The sequence below is a fragment of the Stieleria marina genome, assembly GCA_007741555.1.
Lineage (GTDB): Bacteria > Planctomycetota > Planctomycetia > Pirellulales > Pirellulaceae > K23-9.
The window spans coordinates 2251211-2273551 of sequence record CP036526.1 but is presented as its reverse complement, the minus strand read 5'-3'; the positions used below and the strand labels follow the sequence as shown (position 1 = coordinate 2273551).

Annotated in this window: 1 protein-coding gene; it reads left to right on the top strand. The window is 55.8% G+C overall.

Annotation, left to right across the window (positions count from 1 at the left end; translation table 11 throughout):
• The first annotated feature begins 92 nt into the window (after positions 1-92).
• Positions 93-22142, top strand: a complete 22050-nt coding sequence (locus K239x_RS07825) for a tandem-95 repeat protein (protein ID WP_145417284.1) — start codon at positions 93-95, stop codon at positions 22140-22142.
• The last annotated feature ends 199 nt before the right edge of the window (positions 22143-22341 follow it).

The following is a 22341-nucleotide window of genomic DNA, read 5'->3' as shown; positions in this document are numbered from 1 at the left end:
AACCGACTTGAGAGTTTGACTCTCAAGCCGGTTTTCTGCTGCGATCGCAGCATTGCAATTTTTCAACGCATTTCGCTTAGGTCAGGTCAACTATGACCCTGAAACGACAACCTCGACGTAAACCTTCCCGCACTCGCTCGCCCCACAAGTCGGATCGCCGTCTCAGCCATGAAACGCTGGAACGCCGCGAACTACTTGCCGCTGGTCTTGGCATCGATGAAGGCCCGCGACTGATTGCCGTGTCCGCCAATTCGGGCGAGCAGTTTGGCCTGGAATCCAACAATCAATTGTCAGTCGCTCCGACTGAATTGACGTTGCGATTCGGTGGCGATTTGATTGACGAATCCACCCTCGCGGGAATCCAATTCCGTCGCGCCGGTGGCGATGGTTCATCCGATCCAATCGTTGTCTCGCCTGGGTTCATCGGCTTTGAACAAGACAACGGTTCCAACATCATCGTCGCGCGTTTCGCCGAAACGCTCCCCGATGGTCAGTACACGATCGACATCGCGGGCTTTGACGATACCAACGCAGGCATCGTCGGACTGCGAGACATTGACGGCGATCTGCTGTGCCCTCCCAATGCATTGGACGAAGTTCGGCCCAGCCAGTTGGTTCGTTTCAACGTCGAAGTCGGACCGCGTGTTGTTGGCGTCGTTCCGCAACCTGTCGAAACCATCGGCGGAACCCGAGTCCAACGTCGCGACCAAGTCTGGGTATTCTTCAACGACGATCCGTTGTCCAACCCCAACGCTCCGCCCGTGTCGTTCTTGGGCGGCAGCACGCTGCCGGTCGTCAATCCTCAGTTGTACAAACTGATTCTGACCAATGGCACCATCGAAAACACCGACGACGGCGCTCCGTTCATTCCTCAGGATGTCTTGTACGACCCCACGCTCAATCGTGCGGTCCTGACATTCGACCAAGATCTGTCGGAACTGGTGCCTGTCGCTGCCAATGGCAATACGGGAACGTTTCGATTGCGAATCGGTAGCGGCGATGCGCTGCCCACCGCGCCTTTATCACTTAGTGCAGCAGGCGGCTCCGGCGACCTCTTCAGCCAAGCGATGCCTTTGGGTGTCACGTTCAGCGCAGGCACGCAGAGTGTCGTGGTGAGCGACGGGTTGATTCAAGCCAGCGAACCGTTTGTGTCGCAGTGGCCCGGTTCCACCGACGCAGTGGGTTCGCGCGATCAGCGTCGTGACACGGCATTGGTCGGCCGCGTCGATACGCACACCGGCATCAATGTATTTCCCTACAACTTTGCGACGCTGTACGGCACCGATCCTCAGTTAAATAACGCCACCAACGCAATCACCGATGCGCAAAAAGACCGCGCTCGTGAAGTGCTGGACCTTTATTCCGAGCGATTGGGCGTGACGTTCATCGAAACGGAAAACGAAGGCCTTCAGATCGTCACCGGTGACCTTCGTACGATCGTGATCACCGCCGACACGGGTGCGGGTGCCGATACGCCACTGAGCATTTACCGCGTCAACGAATCAGATCCGTCGCAGGGCGTCTTGGTCATGGACGCGGGCGAAAACTGGTACGACGCTGCTTATGGCCTGTCGCCAGACAGTCGGCCCAGCTGGTTTGTCGAAGCCGTGCGCGGCATCGGTAGCTTGCTTGGCATCGGCAATCTTTTTGAACTGCCCGAAGGCGTCGGTGCGGGGGGATCATCACCTGATGAACCGAACGCAGTTGTGTTTTCCAATCAGTTCTATCCCGACCTGCCGGTCGAACCATCGTTCATCAGCCATAGCGATATCACGCTGGGCCAAGCACTGCATCGACCGGAAAGCAACGATGTTGATTTCTATTCGTTCAACGCCACGTCCGACGGCCACTTGGATGCCGAAACGATTGCCGAACGGCTTGATGGCAGCAGCCTGCTGGATACTCACATCAATGTGTATCAAGAGATCAATGGCAGCTTTGAACTGATCGCACGCAACGACGATTTCTACAGCGACGATTCGTTCGTCGGGATCGACTTGACGGCTGGCCAGTACATCATCGGTGTCAGCGCATCGGGCAACGAAAACTACAACGGCGAAGTTTCCGGTTCGGGTTTGGGTGGCGTTTCAGAAGGCCGCTACGAATTGCGAGTGACATTCACCGCAGCGAATGGCAGCACGATTCTGGATTCGACGGGCACCAAATTGGATGGTGACGCAGACGGAAACGAAGGCGGCGACTTCAACTTCTGGTTCCGCACCGCACGTGATATTTCCACGGCTTCGGCCAACCAAGCGCGAACGATCTTTGTCGACAAACTGGGCGACAACGCAAACGACGGTTCATTGGGAGCACCGCTACGAACCATTTCTGCGGCGATCGCCAAATCGACCGAAGGCGACATCATTCGCTTGCTGCCTAATGGTGGTGCAGACGGGCTGATCAGCACGACCAACGACAACTTGGCATACGAAATCGGCCGCAATGGTTCGACCGTGCTGCGTGACGGTGCCGAATTTGAAGTGCCCAAGGGTGTCACCGTCATGATCGATGCTGGATCGATTTTGAAACTTCAACGTGCCAAAATCAGCGTCGGCAGTGAGTCGGTCGATGAAGACCGATCGCAAGCGGCTCTTCAAGTCCTGGGCCAACCGAATCGTTTCGATGACAACGGCAACTTGACCTACCAAGGTGAGGTCATCTTTACCAGCTACAACAACGAAGCCATCGGGTTCGACACGAACCCTGCTCCCACGACGCCACAAAAAGGCAACTGGGCAGGAATCGAATTCCGCAACGACTTTGACTTTGCCGAAGGCCAACCGGTCTGGGAGACCGAAGGCATTTTCTTGGACTATGTATCCCACGCCAACATGAGTTACGGCGGCGGCTCGGTGGACTTGAATGATCCGTTGATCGTCAATCCGTTGCACATGGCTTCCAGCCGACCGACCTTGATCTACAACACGATCACGGACAGTGCCGACGCGGCGATCAGCGCTGACCCCAACAGTTTCCGCGAAACGAATTTCCACGCGCCGATTTACCAACGTTCGTCGTTGCACACGTCGGATTACGGTCGCGTGGGGCCCGAAATTTCGGGCAACACGCTGCTAAACAACAGTTTCAACAGTTTGTTTGTACGCGTGGAAACTCCCGCCGCGGGCCAACGAGAGCAACTGACCGTTAGCGGGCGATTTGACGATACCGATATCGTTCACACTCTGAGCGAAGTCCTGGAAGTCAGAGGACAGGCTGGTGGCCCCGTGCTACTGGAAGTACGTCCTAACGTCCTGAGCGCCATCCTGACCACTGGAGCCGCCGACCCGACGTTGACCGGCACCTTGGCCCCAGGCCAGTACGACTACCGCGTGACATTTGTCGACGAACTCGGCAACGAATCGCTTGCAAGTTTGCCGACCGAACGCGAATCGGCATCCGGCGATGGATTGATAACGATCGACAATTTGCCGACCGCTCCCAGTGAGTACGCCGGACGTCGGTTGTATCGTCTGGACCCAGGCACGACCGATTACATTTTCGTCACGCAGTTGGATCGCGACACAACGACCTACGTTGATGATGGCGAAACTCGCGGTGGCTTGTTACGAAGCGAACAACGTCCTGACGGATCGGGTGTATTGCTCTCGACTGGCCTAACCTCCGGTACTTTGTTCCCGGGCGATGCTTATTCGTACCGTTTCACGTTCGTCGATTCGATCGGTGGTGAAACACAAGCGAGTGCTGCGACTAGCACCTTGGTCGCACCGAATAGCGGTTCAATCAATCTTGCGAACTTGCCAACGATCCCGGACGGTTTCGTTGGACTGAACGTCTACCGAATTGATCCGGCGACAACGGATTACTTCTTGGCCGCAACGCTGGACAGCACCACGTCAACGTTCAGCGACACTGGCGCGCAAACCGCTAGCTTGCTGGTCAATGACGGCGGTAACGGGACATTGCTCAGCCCACGATTAAACGCTCGGCTGTCGATCGATCCTGGCACGATCATCAAAATGCAAAACGCCCGAATCGAAGTCGGTGCGGGTGCGAATTTCTATGCCGAAGGTCGTGATGGTCAAGAAATCATTTTCACCAGTCGCTTGGACGACTCCGTTGGTGCCGGTGGAACGTTCGACACGAACAACGATGCGATCGGCGACAATGCGGCAGCGGGCGACTGGGCCGGATTGGTCTTTCGCCAAGACGCCAACGTCAGCTTGGACTATGTTGACATCAGCAATGGTGGTGGATTCACTGCCAACAACGGTGTGTTTACATCGTTCAACGCGATCGAAATCCTGCAAGCCGATGTACGAATCACGAATTCGAACATCCATGACAACGCCAGCGGATTTGGTGTGGCAAGCACTCGCGATGGCATCGGATTCAATGACGACGCAGCAATCTTTGTTCGTGGCAGCCAACCCGTCATCTTGAACAACACGATTCAGGCCAACTTGGGTGCTGCGATCAGCATCAACCCGAACGCGTTGGACTACAACGACGTGCTTGATGGTGGACGGTCGACGGGTTTGATCGACTTGATCGATACGGACCAAGACAACCAGGGCCCCCTGATTCACGGCAACCGGTTGGACGACAACACGATCAATGGACTGCGTGTTCGCAGCGAAATCCTGACGACCGAAAGCGTCTGGGACGATACGGACATTGTACACGTGGTCGACGGACAGATCGTCAGCCTGACTCACCATTTCCGTAGTGGCCTGCGATTGCAAAGTGATCCAGAACAAGGGTTGGTCGTCAAATTCGGCCCTGCCGGTCAATTGATTGCCGACGGTATTCCGTTGGACATCGAAGACCGAATCGGCGGAACGTTGCAGGTCATCGGAACACCGGGTAACCCCGTGATTCTAACGTCCATCAATGACGACACCGTCGGCGCCGGCTTTACGCCAGATGGGCGACCAATGATCGACACACTTAGTACCGACGGCGCGGGAACCGCTGCCGTCGCCGGTGATTGGCTTGGTCTGACGATCGACACATTCGCCAATGATCGTAATGTTGCGCATGTTTTGGAAACCGAAGCCGCAGTGGCAGCAGCCAATGCCGAAAACGCGACCGCCAACAACGCTCAACGCATCGGCGACTTGGCAGATCACCAGTACGCCGGTGATGAAAACGAACGCCTTGGATTCAATGTTCGCGGCACGCTGGCTGACCCAGCGGATGTCGACGTCTATAGTTTCACCGCATCGGGCGGAACGACGGTCTACTTGGACATCGACGACACGACGATCGGTTTCGACTCGGTACTTGAGTTAGTCGACGTCAATGACGTGGTTCTGGCACGCAGCGACGATTCGTTTGCCGAAGGCACTGATCGATCGACCCTGCAAAACCTGTCAGTCTCTCAAGGCACGGTCATTCAACCGTTGTTCTTGACGGGCGTGGGAAATCAAGAGGGCCCGAATCCGATGGATGCGGGCATGCGAGTCATCTTGCCTGGTTCGTCCAGCAGCGAAAACGTGTACTACGTTCGCGTCCGTAGCGCAAGCGGCCTGACGTCCGGCCAATACACTTTGTCAGCGCGACTTTTGGAAGCCGACGAAGTATCGGGGTCTACTGTTCAGTTTGCCGACATTCGCTATGCGACCAATGCGATCACCGTCACCGGTGCCCCACTGCACTCACCATTGACGGTGGATGCGCAAGAAAGCCTGGACTACTCGACGATCATCGACCCGACTCCAGGCAACGGGCAAAGCGGCGACGAATTCACCCAAGAGACAGCCAACAATCGACTCGTATTTGCCGACGCCCAAGCCGACCGACTTGGCAACTTGGCGACCTCCGATCGCGGATCTCTCTCCGTGTCCGGTAACATCGGCAACCTCAGTTCGTTCAATACCAACATTCGTTTGGAAGACGTCGACGTCTATCAAGTCGATGTATTCAGCCAACAAATCGAACCCGACGTCTTCGATAGCGAGAATCGTTTTGTCACGGTCTCGTTTGACGTCGACTACGCCGATGGATTGGGGCGTCCCAACACCTCTCTGGCTGTCTACAACTCGTTTGGCCAGCTGGTTCTACACGGCCGTGATTCCAACATCGCCGATGATGTGGGACGACCGTTGCAGGGAGTCGATTCAACCAATCTGTCTGCGGGATCCGCCGGCGTTTTGGACGCTCACATTGGCCCCGTCGAAGTCCCCGAAGGTTCGTACTTTGTCGTCGTCAGTAACGCCGCGGCGATCCCAGCGACGTTGGACCAGTTCTTTAACGAAGCTCCCGTTGAATCAACCGTCCGCCTGCAACCGATCAACTCGGTTCGACGGCTGATTGATGACTCACTCGATGGCCTGGGCTACACAGCCGAAGCCGCGCAAACCGACTTCCTGGACACATCCGTTTTCGGTCCGGTCGTCAACTTTACGAACGAATCGATCGTTCCCTACAAGCTGGACGACATTCGACTATTCGTCAGCTTGGACACAGGAATCTCTGGAAACAACCAATCCACTTTGGCCAGTTTCAATCCGTTCACTGGCACGATGGAACGACTGATCGGTCAGTCACTTGAACAAACAGGTGACTTAGCGATCCGCGACGACGGCCAACTGTATTCGTACGGCTACGGCCCACCCACGGGACAGTTCAATGACGGTGATGTCGGCGATGAATTGCTGATGAGTCCTGTCGATGGCAGCGCGTCCGTATCGGGAACCGACGCGATTACTTTCAGCAGCAATAACGCTGCTGGCACTGCTGTTGCGGCCGACAACCAAGCGTTCTTGCTGACCACTGCGATTGCGTTCCCAACGACGCCAGGTTCCACCGTCCGCAATGCGAACTTCTCTGACAATGCGCCTGGTTACATCATCGGTGTGCGTGGAAACGGCAACCGGTTTGTAAATCCCACGACGGGCAGGCTTACGAGCGACCAGGGCATTGCGTTTGAGATTCCCGAGTCCTTGACACGCAACCTGTTCTATACGACGCGAGTGGGAGACGGCAACGTTTCGAGTCGCGGCAGTTTCAACGGAAATGCGCATCGCATGTTCCCCGGAAACACGCCTTACAACACATCCTTCGGGCCGGCTTCGGGCGACAGAGAATTTGGCATCGTTGACACTGGATTCATTTTCAACACCGGCGGCGATGGTGGCGACATCACGGGCATGACGTTCGACCCGAACGGCGGAAGCAGCGACTTCATTGGCGTGACCAACGGAGGCGGTGTTCACTCGTTTGATTATCGCACGACCGTTGCTGCGCCGGCATCCAGCGATGCATTCGGTTACGACGGCGTCATTCCGACGACCTTTCACGGAACCGCAACACGCGACCCTGCCCACGCTGGCAGCGGCGCTCCTGTGTTCACTGGCATGACACTGGGCCCGCCGACCATCGAAGACGGCGTTTACGAGAACGTCATCTTTGCGACGACCATCGACGGATGGTTGTATGCACTGGAGATTGATCAGACCGGTCAAGTCCAAGCGTCGAACGTCTTTTACAATGGTAAATCCGCGATTCCATTGACCTTCATTGATGGATTCGAAATCGGAGTTCCTACAACGGGTGCAGCCTTCACCCACTTGGAAACAAATCCGTGGCACCTTACCGGTGACCGATTCGACAACGATGGACACGGAATCGACGCTCCGTTCGATCAAAGCCGTGGATTGGTCAATGGAGGCACATCGCTTTACTACGGTTTTGAAGTCGATGGCAACACAGCAAACAACACCATCTCGCGGGGCGATGGAGATGGGTTTGGCGAATTGGCACCTGGCGGATCACAGGGTTCAGTCATCTCGCAACCGATCAACCTGGAAGGCTACAGTTCAGCTGACAAACCGACGTTGTACTTCAGCTACTTGCTGGATGTCGAAGCTGACGATGACTACCTGCGTGCTGTTCGATTGCAAAACGACAGCTTCCGCGTGTTCGGCGCCGGCGACGACGGCGAGTGGCAATTGTTGGCGACCAACGATGACTATCGTGAATTGCCATTTGACGATGAATACGACCACTTTAACGACACCAATATTCCCGTCCAAGAGTTGTTCGACAGTGGCGACGCGGGCGAAACGACTCAGTGGCGCCAGGCCCGTGTCGATCTAGGGCCTCTAGCTGGTAGCGAAAATGTACGCATTCGATTCGATTTCTCGACTGCGGGATCGATGCGAGTCCACCATGGTGCGATTGACTTTGTTGCCGTCCCCGGTGACGAAGTCGTCGATAACGAAGAACTGCGTTTCCAAACCGATTTTGTCGACGTTTCGTTTGAAACCATTGTCGGTCGCGACATTGTTCTCCCCGCTGGTTCAGAACTGAATGACGGCGATCAATTCAGCGTGACAGGTCCTGAAGGCCCGTTTGTCGTTACGTTCAATACCGTTGGCAACACGACCGGCGTGGTTGGCGAAGTTGTCTTTGCGGCTACCGATACGGCTGCTGACATCAGTGCGGCTGTCTTTGCCGTGCTGCCGACATCGCTGAATCCCCTGGATAACAACGACGGCACAATCGATGTGCTGGCTGCAACCGATTTTGAAGCCTTGGGCGATGCCGTCATCGGCCAGTCCAACCCCATCCAGTTCAACCCAAGCGGAGCCTTTGGGGCACCCACGACGCAACTGGCTATCCCTGCGATCGAAGACTTGGTCGACGGAGAGATCATTCGACTCTTCCCCGCCAACGTGCTCTTCGATTTTGACTTTGACAATGACGGCATCGACTTTGGAATCGATGCTGACTTCCAATTTGGCACGGACGTGGATGGCAACGGGGTCGAAGATTCGTTCGACCTGCTGTCCACCGAAATGCAATTCGTGCGTGTTCCTACCGGTGCTCCGGGCGAAATCGCCTTCAGTGCAACGGACACTGTTGATGACATTGCCGCACGAATCCTCGCGGAGATTCCATCAAGCTATTCGGCGGTCTACGCAGGCAATGGACTGATTTCGTTCATCAACACAGTCGACATCGATGTTCAGTTTGGCCCCACTCTGATCCAGACGGCCAACAGTGTTAGCGTCATGGAGCACCGTGCAACGATCCTTACCGAAGACGGCGACGACCTGACCAACGGATCAACGCTGGAGATTGACTCCAACGATGGCACATCGTTCACGCTGACTTTCATCGACAACCCAAATCTGATCGCCCCTGGCCGAGTCTTCTTCGCTGCGGGTGAAACCGCCGATACGATCGCACCACGTATCGTCACTGCACTCCCAGCGCGCTACGGCGCTGTGGTGGAAGCCGACGGAACCACTGTATCGCTATTGGCCGAAAACCTGCGTTCTGGCGGTGGTGCATTGGACACAGGTGTGACTCCATCGATCCGAGTGACCGCACCGGACGGTGACAACTTGATCGACGGCGAAATCCTGCGAATTTCAACCGACTCGGGACCACTAGACATCACGTTTGTCGCCAGCCCCGCCGTCGCACCGATCGACACGGTTCACTTCCAACCAGGCGACACGGCTTCGGTAATTCAAGGTCGCTTGGTGGCAGCAATCAATGCAGGCTCGCGCCAAGTCGACGCTGCCATTTCGGGCACGAGTGTCCTCTTGTTCGGTGTCGTGGATGCGTCTAGCGATCAAGCGACGTCGCAGATCACCCGCGTCAGTGAAGGTGCATTTCATCTAACCGTGCCGGACGGCATAGGGATGACCAACAACGACACGTTAGAGGTGACGGTTAGCGGCACCACAACGATCATTACGTTTGTCGAATCAGCTGGACCGGCTGGACCGAACGAAGTGATCTACCAGCTGACGGACACGGCTGCTGACATCGCATTGCGTGCGCAAGCTGTCCTGGCAACGATTACTCCTGACGCAGTGGTAGCAAGTGGTGCGGGCGACACGGTTTTCTTCGATGCGAATGCGACTTTCTACGCACCTGGTGGAACCGGCCTAACCGTTGCGTTTGACTATTCAGCGTTCGATGTCACAAACCTGGACATCCCGGACGCATTTGAACTGCGCAACGGGGAACAGGTCACGATTGACCTGCCTGGTTTCCAAACCGAAATCATCACCTTCATTCGTTCCGGCACAAACGTATCGGACATCGGCACGGTGCCAGTTTTCTACAACGAAACTGACACAGCAGCGGATCTCTACCAACAGATCATCGACGCCCTGGCGTTGACGACAACGGCTTACGTCAGTCCGGATGGGAACGGAATCTATTCGCGTGAAGCAACCGACGCGAACGTCACGTTGAATCCTGATCAGACGTTGACGCAGACAACGACGATCAACGAATCAGCCGTACCGCTAACCATTCCCGCCGGTGCCAACATCACCGACGGCGAAACCATTACGTTCACGCTGAAAGATCTCAGTACAGTAACGATCGAACTAGTTGCTCCTGTATCGGTCACCGGGGCAGCAAACGAAGTCGTCTTTGAACCCACCGACAGTGCCGCTGATGTCGCTGCGAGCGTGGTTTCGCAGCTGCCAGTCAGCTTGCGAGCATTCCTGACCAACACGCGTGAAATCTTGTTGCTCAACGTGGCTTCGGTTTCGTCCAACGCCGGTTCGTCGTTCATCAGTTTCGAGTCGATCACCGATGCGACGTCCATCATTGTCAATTCAAAAATGACAACGCAGGAAGTCGCTGCGGCAATTCAACTTGGTTTTGCCGATGGATTTGGTCGAGCAAGTGCGACGGACAACGTGTCAACCGCCAGCGCTGACAACTACAAAATCTATGGTGGCGATCGAATCCGACTGTACAACACGACGCCGATTGCAGCCGGTAGTTTTGGATCGTCCAGCTATGACCAGGACGATTTCCGTTTTGACCAGTCGACGTTCAACATCGTCCCTGTCAGTAGCCCAGTACCGGGCGATTTGTTTGGCGAAGATGCACCGATCGCGATTGCCACCAATCAAATCAAACAGAATGGCGCCCAGAACAACCAGGTCGAAGGTGTCTACCTAGACGACATCATTGTTGGTTTCGCCGAACGTGGCGAAATGGTCTTGAACGCTCCGACCGGCAATCGCGATTTCGTTTTCAATCCGGAAACACTTCCCGATTCGCATCCTGCCGCGATCCAGCCAGAACGTCAGAACGAAACGCTCTTGGGCGGCTACAACTTGGAGATCCGCACCAGCGACGAATATGGAGTCCCGCAAGACTACGATCCAGTCAATCTGTTCCTTTACGACACGATCAGTGCGGGACGGTCCTTCGATACGAATGACCGACTGGTTGATGGTGCTGTAACGATCATCGCCCAACCGGCGTACACGTTGGTTGACGGCGACTTCTTCACGCTTAGTGATGGCGATCGTCAAATGAAGTTTGAGTTTGACCTGTTCTCTGACGGAACAGTGGACTCAGGCAGCGTTCGAGTTCCGTTCAACCCAGCCAACACCGACCCAGCATTTGTCGCGCGTTCGATCCGCGATGCGATCAATTCGCAGCAAGTCCAGGGAGTCCTGAACATCACGGCAGCTACCAGTGACGGATTGGAACTGGCTGTGCCAACAGGCAACCGCGTCGAATTGTTTGGCGACAACATTAGTGTCAACCACACCGGCGGTCGCTACATCAAGCTCGACTTGGTTGCTGAAGAGACTTTCCAAGGCCGCGAAACATCCAAGCAGATTCCGCAAGTCGATCACACCGTGGAATCGGTCGTCGACACGAATTTCGGTAGCCAGCTGGCTCGATCTTCCGTCACTAGCTTTGTCGATGGCAGTGTCGACACGCTTGTCGCGGTGGGAAAAATCGGTGACGAAGTCAACACGGGCGTCGTTCCATCGAACCTACAAGACGGTGCCATCATTCAATCCTCGGTTCCTGAATTTGATTTTGATTCGGTACGGATCTTTGTCCAAGCCAACCAAACGATTGACATTGACGTCGACACCGTTGGGTTTACCAAGGCAGGTACTGCCGGAGGAGCATACACCTCGTCCAGCCTGCTGACGTTGCCGGTAATTTCAGTTCTTGCATCTCAGGACTTTGGCGCTACCGCCCAACAAACGACTCTGCAGCAGACGTCGATCATTACGCCAACGGGTGCCCCCGGGGAATCCGACTTGGCGGCGTTCATGAAGTTCACCGCACCGGAAACAGGCTACTACGATGTGGTCGTTTCGTCGGCGACGTTGTTCGGCGGCAGCGGTGGCTCGGGCGAATATCAGCTAACGATTCGCCCCGATGCTCTGTCATCGGCTGCCGTTCCTGATCGCGACGTGATCATGACCGATTTCCAATTTGGAATCGGCGATGCCAACCGCGTCAGCCCGCAGGGACAGATCATTGTTTCGGGCAACTTCATTAGCGATTCACAGAATGCCGGCATTCTGGCGACCAACAGCGCTCGCGGTGCAACACGGGTCAACAACAATGGAGCCATCCAAGGCGACCTGTTGCCACGTCCTGGATCCGCCGCACTGCTGCGAAACGAAAATAGCGACGAACTGATTCCGGGTGTGGTGATTAGCAATAATGTGGTTGCGACCTCCGGCACTGTGGGCATTTCGTTTGGCGGGGACATCAGTACGAACGGCACGGTTGCCGCCCCCACTTTGTTTGGCCGCATTATCAACAATACAGTGGTCGGCACTGGAGCGGGCGACGGAATCCGCATCAGCGGATCGGCAAGCCCAACGGTCCTGAACAACGTGATTTCGTACGTCGACCAGGGACTGGTTGCGACAGCGAACCAGACCGGCGAGATTGTTGCGGGCGGCAATGCGTTCCAAAACAACGCGACCGATTCGACTGAGGGTGTCGCGAATTCTTCGTTCGTCATTCCGGATGACGTGGATTTGTTCCAAGACCTGGCACGTCAGATTTACATTCCAGCAGCCGGCTCGGACATCATCGATAGTTCGTTTGCTTCGCTGACGGATCGCAGTAATTTCTTGCAAACGGTCAAACAGCCAATCGGCATCTCGCCGTCACCGATCATCGCGCCAGGACAAGACGCCTACGGGCAAGTCCGAGTTGATGATCCTCTTGTGACGACTCCCGGTGGTGTTGGTCTGAATGTCTTTATTGACCGCGGAGCGATTGACCGCGCCGATGATGAGCGGCCTGTTGCCGTGTTGGTTGGACCACAGGATGCAACCGGATTCGTGGTCCCCGGTGGCGATCAAGACGTCGATTCGTCGTTCGTCCGCTTGGCCGATGGCATCGTCGAGTTCTTTGAAGTCCAGTTGATCGATGAATCAGGCACGGGGCCGGACACCGACACCATCACTTCAGAAAACGTGATCCTGACCGAAAACGGTCAACTGCTGACGCCGGACGTGGATTACATCTTTGGCTACAGCGCCAACAACCGCACCCTTCGCTTGACACCGATTTCCGGTTTGTGGCGACCTGACGCGGTGTATGAAATCACGCTCAACAATCAACCCAGCGTGAAGGTTCCTTTCCCAGGTGGAGATGGAATTCTGGATGGCGATCAAGTCATCATCCAGGACACTAACGGCGGCGTGGTAACATTCGAATTCGATAGCGGGTTCTCGCTAACAGTTCCTCAGTCGACTTTGCTAACGGTGTCTGGGACCAATGCCGATGTCGTCGACGGTGAAACGCTGACCATCGCTCTGACTGGCGGCGAAACACGCACGCTGGAAATCAACCGCTCCGGTGGTGTGACGGCTGGCAACATCGCTGTCGAAGTTGGCAGTGCCGGCACGGTCCTTGAATTGCGTGATGCGATTCTTGCCGCGTTGAATTCAGTGGACTCTGCTTTGTCGCCGTTGACGGTCGCCGAAGCTCTTGACTTGGCACCGGTTGCGATTGGCAGCAGCCAAATCCAGCTCGGCACACTGGCCGATCACGTGATCACAGGCGGATTTAGCCAAGTGGCCAGAAGCGGTCAGGTTGCGACGTCTGGCGATGGAGACCTCTTTACTTACTCCACCGCATCAGCGACCACCACGTTCGAGCTGACCACGGATGCATTGGTCAGTGACCCGGCCTTTACGCCAATCGCCATTACGCGTTTGGATACTCCGGACCAAATCGCTCAGAGAATCCGCGACGCGATTTCGGCCGACCCCAACTTGGGATTGAACGAAGTTCGTGCCATTGGCGAAGGCAAAGTGGCAATTGGCGGCGACTCCGGCGACAGTTTGACCGTAACAGCCGTGACCACCAATTCGCTACTCACCAGCGGAGAACCGGGCAACACGTCCGGAACAACGCCGATCACGTTTATCCCATCGGCTCAGTTCACACCGGCGGCGACAGCAGCGGCGATCCAAACCGCCCTGAACGATTCCAGCTCTGCGGCTCAGACAATAAGCCCTGGCAACGGCCAATTGCTGATCTCCAATGCTCAGTCGGTCCTAGCCACGTTCGGCGGCACACCGGTTACAGCCATTGGCAGCCAGTTGGGAGCAGTGTCGGACTTGGCTGGTAATCCAGTTCGCGAAACTCGCGTCAATCAAGAAACTCGTTTCACGATCATCATGCCTGATGTCGTGTTTGATTTCGGTGACGCACCTGATTCCTATGGAACGCTTGACGCCAGCAACGGCGCACGACACACCGTGGCTGCCGACCGAACGCCACGACTGGGACGTTACCTGGACACCGAAACAGACGGTGCCCCTGATGTCGACAATGATCCCACCACAGGCGGTGACGACGCTCCGCCAACAGTGACAGTTTCTGAAAACAGCGCGATCTTCACTCTGTCGACTCCGTCGGCAACGGAAACGGTGATCGCCATCGAAAACGTTGTCGCTGCTGGCGGTGAAATACTGCAGGTCAATGTCAACGGCAGCGTCACAACTTTCCAGTTGACGCTTGCTAACACGACGCCGCTGATCGGCAGTATCCCAATCCCGTATTCGCCAAGTGACACTCCGGCCCAAGTGGCCGAGAACATTGCTCTGGAACTTCGGGGTCAGATCACAGAGATCGACGAATCGGTCATCATGACGTTCGACGCGACCAACGCAACAATTTCGCTTGAAGCGGTCGACGACGAAGACGGTGTATCGATCGGTATCTATGTGCCTAATTTTGCGACGGGCATTGGACCACTTTATGTCTTCACCGATCCAAACGACGCGACACCGCGAACCGTTGACGCCGAAGACGTTCTTGGATTCATCAACCCGCTGGATCCAGCCGGCACCACGATGGCCGTCAACGTGGTCGGTTCAGGTCTCTTGGATGCGTGGGTCGACTACGACCGCAACGGCATCTTTGAAGACGACGAACAAGTGCTGACCAACGAACCGGTCGCTGAGGGTGTCGATGGTGACAACCGCGTCACTTTCCGATCGCCGATCGACGCAACCGCCGGTGACACTTGGATGCGAGTTCGCATCAGTGAATCAGGCAACCTGACTCCAACCGGCGTTGGTGTCGGTGGTGAAGTCGAAGATTACCAAATCTCCGTCCAACCGCTGGCTCTTCCTGTGCCAATGGACGATGCCTACACGGTACTGGAAGACAACAGCCTGACGGTTGCTGGCACTTCCGACACATCGACGACAAGCAGTGGCATCATCGTCAATGACCCGACTGGCACCCAAGTTTTGCCAGTCCGTTTCTTTGTTGTTGATCAACCGCAGAACGGAACGGTCGTCGTCACCAACAACGAAGATCCCGGTGAGTTCATCTACACACCGAACCCAGATTTTTACGGGACCGACACGTTCACCTATCGCTTGAGCACCCAGCAAAACGGCGATGCTTCCCCGCCGGACAATCCAGTCACCGCTACGGTGACGATTACGGTGGAACCGGACAATGATGCTCCCGCAGCCCAGAACCAGTTGGTTTCGGCGATCGAAGACACCGAGCAAGAGTACTTAGCTTCGGACTTGCTTGCCGGTGCCGTCGGACACGCTTCCCCGGGAGCAGGAGTCACTGCGCCGCTTGATGAATCCAACCAAACCGTGAACATCGTTTCGATTTCAGCGGATGGTTTCAACCAAATCGTCAGTGACGGCCAAGAACAGATTACGCCGCAAGGGGGACGTCTGCGTGCAGCATTCTCCGGTGGTTTTGTAACGTCAGTGTTCTACACCCCCGGATTCCGCAGCAACCCTGACGCGACGGATTTCAACTCGGACATTGCGGACATCCTGGACACGTTCCAGTTTACCGTTCAGGACGATGGTGCCGTCGAATTTGAAAACGGGACATTGGGCGCGGCACTGCCGGTCGAAAACTCGCAGAATCCGCAAGCAACGGTCAGCATCCGCGTTGAACCGGTCAACGACACGCCAGCTCTGACCAGCGAAACAATCGCCAGCGACGACGCAAACTACTTGGCCTACTACTCAGGATTGGGACAAACCGCTCCGATCCCGACCGAGGACAACTCGCTCGTCATCCCAGAAGCGTTCTTGCTGAGCAATGACGCCAGCGGACCGGCGACCGCCATCGATGAAGTCAACTTCTTGAAAGGCAATGACGCACCTCTTCAAATCGTCGGCGTTTCGTTGGCCAACCCATCGTTGGGCCAAATCTCACTGCTACCTAGCGGCGACGTTTCCTTTGTCCCCGCTGCCAATGTGTTTGGACGCGTCGACTTTGTTTACGAAGTCGAAGACTTGGGAATCGACCGTGCCCTCGATGGAACAGCAACCCTGCGTCCGGTTCGTCAGAGCATTACGTCGTCGATCGTTTTGGAACCGACTAACGATGCACCGGTCGCCTACGACCGTGCTCTGACGATCGCCGAAACTGTCGAACCCGCCGCTGCCGCCCAGCTACCATTTACCGCTGGCACACTGATCAGCGGCCTTGGCACCAGCGTGACATCACCAATCACGATCAATGGCACTGACATTGTGGTTGTCGATGGCGCATCGATGATCGACGGCAACACACTGCGACTGACCCGAGCTGATGGACTGACAACGGTTGTTGAATTCAGCACGACAGCCACTCCATCGACCGGAACCGATGTACTGATCCAATACACGACGACTGACACGGCTGCTCAGATTGCCACCTCGTTGGCAACCTCACTGACCGCAGTCGGTGTCGGCGGAACACCTACCAATGACACGGTCTCATTCGCTTCGGTCAACAGCATTGCAACCGGCGTGTTCACGACCAGCGTTGTCGCTGACGCGACTTCGGTAACCGTCGTCGACGGTGCAAGCTTGACTGGTGGTGAAACCATCACGGTTACTGATGCTGCAGGTCGCACGACTGTCTTTGAGTTCTCCGAAACAGGTTTTTCGGTGGACAACGCCGACGTGCTTGTTGCTTACACGGACGCTGATGACGCAACCACCGTCGCTAATTCGCTTCGTGCGGCCTTTGCCAACAATGGCATCGGCAGCATTGTTCAAGCAGGCGTGGGCAACCAATCGATCGTCCAGTTCGTTTCGCTAGTCGTCTCGGTCGATGATGCGGCGACACAAATCACTCGCTCCGGCGATGTGCTAACTCTTCCGGATGGCGCCAACTTTATCAACGGCGAAACCATTACGGTCGACGATGGTTCGGGCGGCGTTAGCGTGATCGAATTCAACACGACTGGCACCCCCAGTGCGGGCACCGACTTTGTTGTCATCGTGACCGACACTGACCCTGGCAATGTGGTTGCAAGTAACTTGGTCGCCGTGCTGCAGAATCAGTTCTTTGGTGCGACCGCCAATGGCGCCGACGTCACGTTCCACACGGTGACAAACGCTGTTGCCGCCCCACCGGCAACCGCTATCGTCACGACCTCATCGTCGTTGACACTTCCAGCGGGACGTCGTCTGGTTGATGGCGAAACAGTGACCTTGACGTTGTCCGACAGCACCCCGGTCGTGGTCGAATTCAATACGACTGGAGTCGCATCGACTGGCACTGACTTTGTTGTCCAGTACGCTCCGGCGGACATTGCGGATTCGATTGCGACACGCGTCGAAGTCGCTCTTCGTGCTGCCGGCTTCGGGGTCACCGCATCCGGTGCGGAGCTGACATTTACCAATGTCAACACTGCCGCATTGACCGAACTTGCATCGGCACCGGGCGAATTCAACGCCACGCTGAGCACGCCGTTTAACGAAGACGATCAAAACCTAAGAGTGGTCGCATTCTCGACAGCTCTCGGCACCATCGACGCTTTGGTCGATGGCGACGGAACTCATACTTTGCCGACGATCGAAGGTGGCCAGATCACCGTGACGTTCAACGGAGGAGCCTTTACCACAGGTTTCTACGCTCCCGCCACGGACTACAACGAACTGGCACCATTCCAGCCCAATGACTTCTTCACGTACATCGTCGAAGACGAAGACCAAGGACAGACCGTTGTCACTGGCACGGGGCGGACCGTTGATTTGCCATCGGATCGATCCCTATTCCCTGGAACCGTCACGATCACGGTCACAGCGACAAACGACACACCGACGTTTACGTCGCCAAGTGTTATCGAAATCGCTGAAGACTCCGCTGGCGGCACGGTTGACAACGTGATTCAAAATGTGCTTCCGTCGATGGCGACTGCCTTGGACGAAGTCGCAAACCAAACCGTCACGTTCAGCATCGACCCACTGTTGTCCAATGTTCCTGTTGGATTGATGACGCAGTTGCCGACGATCGACAGCGCTGGCGGGCTGACTTTCTTCCCCGCTCCCGACGCGGTCGGAACAGCGACGTACGTTGTTCGCGGCACGGACGACGGCGTCACGCCGCAAAGTACCGACGCGACGATCACCGTTCATGTTCGTCCGATCAATGACGCACCTCGCTTTAACACCGACGTGGTCGGTCAGCCAGGCGATCCTTTGGTCAGCGATATCAACAATGAGGATGACGCTTACGCGATCGGCCGCGAAGTCGATCCGATAACGGGCCGTGTCTCGCTAGCACCGATCACTTACACGCTTCGCGAAGACAACTCGCAGCCAGTCGGCGCAGCACCACAACCGTACTACATCCCATTCCGCCAAGACCCGAACATCGTCGGATACAACCGACCTGGTTTGTTGGACGTGTTTATGTCAGGTCCAGACAACGAACTTGATGGAACGCTAGGCGGCGATCAAACGCTTCGCTTCTTTACAGGTCTGCCTGCAACGACCGCCTTTGGTGGCCAGTTGACTCCTGTGATCGTCAACAGCGAAGTCGTCGGCGTGAACTACACACCGCCGTTGAATTACAACAATGAAATCGGCGGCGGCGGAACGGACTCGTTCGTCTATACCGTTCGTGATAACAGCACTGTGGGTGGCGAGACTTACAACCTGGACTCAGGCAATCTCGAAGACGATCAATTGACGGCGTTCAACACCGTTTTGTTCGATTTGAATCCCGTCAACGACCGACCGGAATTCACGATCGCCAACCCGAGCCCCGAAGCTCCCGAGGATGCTGGCCGAGTCGAATTCCCGAACTTTGCCTTTAACATCTCCGCTGGACCTGTGGCGACCGCGTTTGACGAAGTCGACGTGACGACCGGACAACCTGTCGTGTTCAGCCTGACGTCACTGACAGTTCCGGCAACCCAGTCGCAACAGTTCTTTGACGAGTTCCCGACGATCTCGCCTGATGGAACTTTAGCGTTCGAAGCTGCCGAGAATGTCTTCGGCAAATTTGAGTTCCGAGTCTTCCTGAATGACGAAGGCCCGGGCAACGACACTCGTGGCGACTTGATTTCATCGATTCCGTCAACCATCACGATCACGATCCAACCAGAGAACGATGCTCCGGTAGTCGACCCGAATGCGGATCCGCTGACGTTCACATTGCGTGAAGACGGCACGATCGACATTCCTGTCAACGGTGATTCGCAGTCCAACGGATTGCTGAAGCCATTCTTGCCGGGCCCCGCCAACGAATCCGAAGACATTACACCGGGCGGAAATCAAACCGTTTCGCTAGCGACACCAATCACGGCGTCGACTTCCGAACTGGGCACGCTGACTCAAGTCCTTGACCCGAACACAAATGAACTGATCGCGCTGAGGTACACCCCTCGCGAGAACTTCGTCGGCACCGATTCGTTCATCTACACGGTGACCGATGACGGAATCACCGTGGACATCGGAACCAATTCGACTGAAACCAGCGATCCCAAATTCGCTGGAAACACCGTGACGTTGAACGTGACGCCCATCAATGACGAGCCACTGTTCAGTGGAGCCGGCAACGTTGTTTCGCAAGAAGACGAAGGATTGATTTCAATTCCTCAGTGGGCGACCAATGTTCAAGCTGGGCCGCCAACAGCTTCCGATGAAGCCCAGTCACAATCGCTCTCGTTTACGATCACTCAAGTAAACGGCGATCCAAATTTGTTTACGACCCCACCGACTGCCGCAGTCGTTGGCAGCAATGCCACGTTGACTTACCAAGCCGCTCCTGACGCAAACGGAGTTGCAACGTTTGAAGTATTTGTCGTCGACACGGGCCCTAACAACCTGTCAATCAACGATGACAATACGAGCGAGACGAAGACGTTTACGATTCGCGTCAACGCCATCAATGATCCACCGAGCTTTGTGCCCGGTGGCGTCATCAACATCAACGAAGATCTGGGCCAGTACAACGACGTGCAACCGTGGGCAACCGACGTATCGGCGGGCCCGAATGATGAAGCGTTGCAAACGGTTCGTTTCGAGGTCATCACGCCTGCCAGTGTCAGTGACCTGTTCCAAACAGCACCGACGATTGACGACAACGGATTCCTGCGTTTCACCACCGCGACCAACGCTGTGGGCACTGCAAATCTGCAGGTCACTGCGATCGATTCCGATGGCGAACGATCCGAAACTGCGACGTTGCAAATCGTCATCGGCGAAGTCAACGACGTGCCGCTCGCTCGGACCGATGTAATCGACACCAACGAAGACGCGGTGTTGATCATTCCTTCGTCACAACTGCTAGCCAACGACATCGACCCTGACTTGGCGACGAATCCAAACGAGGTGCTCCGCGTGCTTCTGTCCGCGTCGCAGTTCTCCTTCAACGGTGCTTCGCTGTCGTACAATGAAACGACCGGCGACATCACCTATGACCCACGCAACTCGGATCTGTTGCAGGGTCTTCGCGAAGGCCAACTGCTCGTCGACAGCTTCTCGTACGCTGCTCAAGACGCAAGTGGATTCTCTAGCAATTCGGTGACAGTCAGCCTGAATATCACTGGCATCAATGACGCACCAAAATTGGTCGCTGACACGCCGACGTTGAATCCAGCAGGTGTGACGATCATTCGACCACTGGAGAACGATTCCGACATTGATGGTCAAATCGACCCAACATCGATCGTGATCACGCTGCAACCAGCGTTTGGATCTCTGGACATCAGCGACGGCGGTATCATTAGTTACACGCCGTTTGGAAACTTCTCGACCGAAGACACATTCCGCTACACCGTGGCCGATGACCTTGGGCTGCGAAGCGAACCGGCTACGATCACCATTTCGGCCAACGCGGCTCCCATTGCTCGCGACGACGTGGGCGGATCGTTTATCAACGAAGCGTTCGTCATCGATGTCGCGGCCAACGACTTTGATCCTGACAGCCCAAACACGGCCCCCAACCGTGGGCTAAACCTGAACAGCATCATCATCGCCGGTCAACCGATCCGCGGGAATGTCGAAGTGCTTAGCGGTGGAAGCATCCGCTACACACCTGATGCTGACTTTGTCGGTGCGGATCAGTTCCAGTACTCGATCGCTGACATCAACGGTCGATACAGTGAACCAGCGACGGTCGACGTCCGATTCTCCAACAGCCGTTTACAAAACGCAGTTCGATTCCATGACGTCAACGCGGACGGAGACATTTCGCCTCTCGACGCCTTGCTGGTAATCAACTTGCTGGCGGAAGAAGGCGGGGAAATCCCAAACATTTCACCCGATGTTCGATCGGACCTTTACCAGTCCAACGGCGTTCCGGTCCACTACTACGATGCCAACGGCGACCAGAAAATTTCGCCTGCTGACATCCTGTTCGTGATCAACCAATTGGCGGAACAAGCCGCGAATGATCGTGGCCAGAGCGAATTAATTTCCTCCGAAATTCTCACTTCGACGGAACCAACCAACGAACGCATCGTCCAAGTGGATTCGCTGCTCACTCAGGATTCGGCTACCAAGGTCGTTGACGCATCCGTCGTCGGGTCCGACAGCGAAACGCAAGACAACCTTGATTTCATCGACCTGATCGTTGATTCGGACGATGAAACCGACCAGGATGATCGTCTTAGCGCGTTGGACGCCGCCTTTGGAGATTTGATTTAGAACACTTCGCGTTCACAAACTCATTCACGCCGGACGCCCCCCGTCCGGCGAATTCATCTCTACGATTCGCCACCTCTTCAAGGTGACGATTCTTCTTTCGCGTATCGCACCTGCGATGCGTCAGCGCCATTGCGCTTTCAGGGCCACTAAAGCTTCCGGTGCGTACGAATGTCACGCGCGCGGGAGGTTTCGTTTTTGC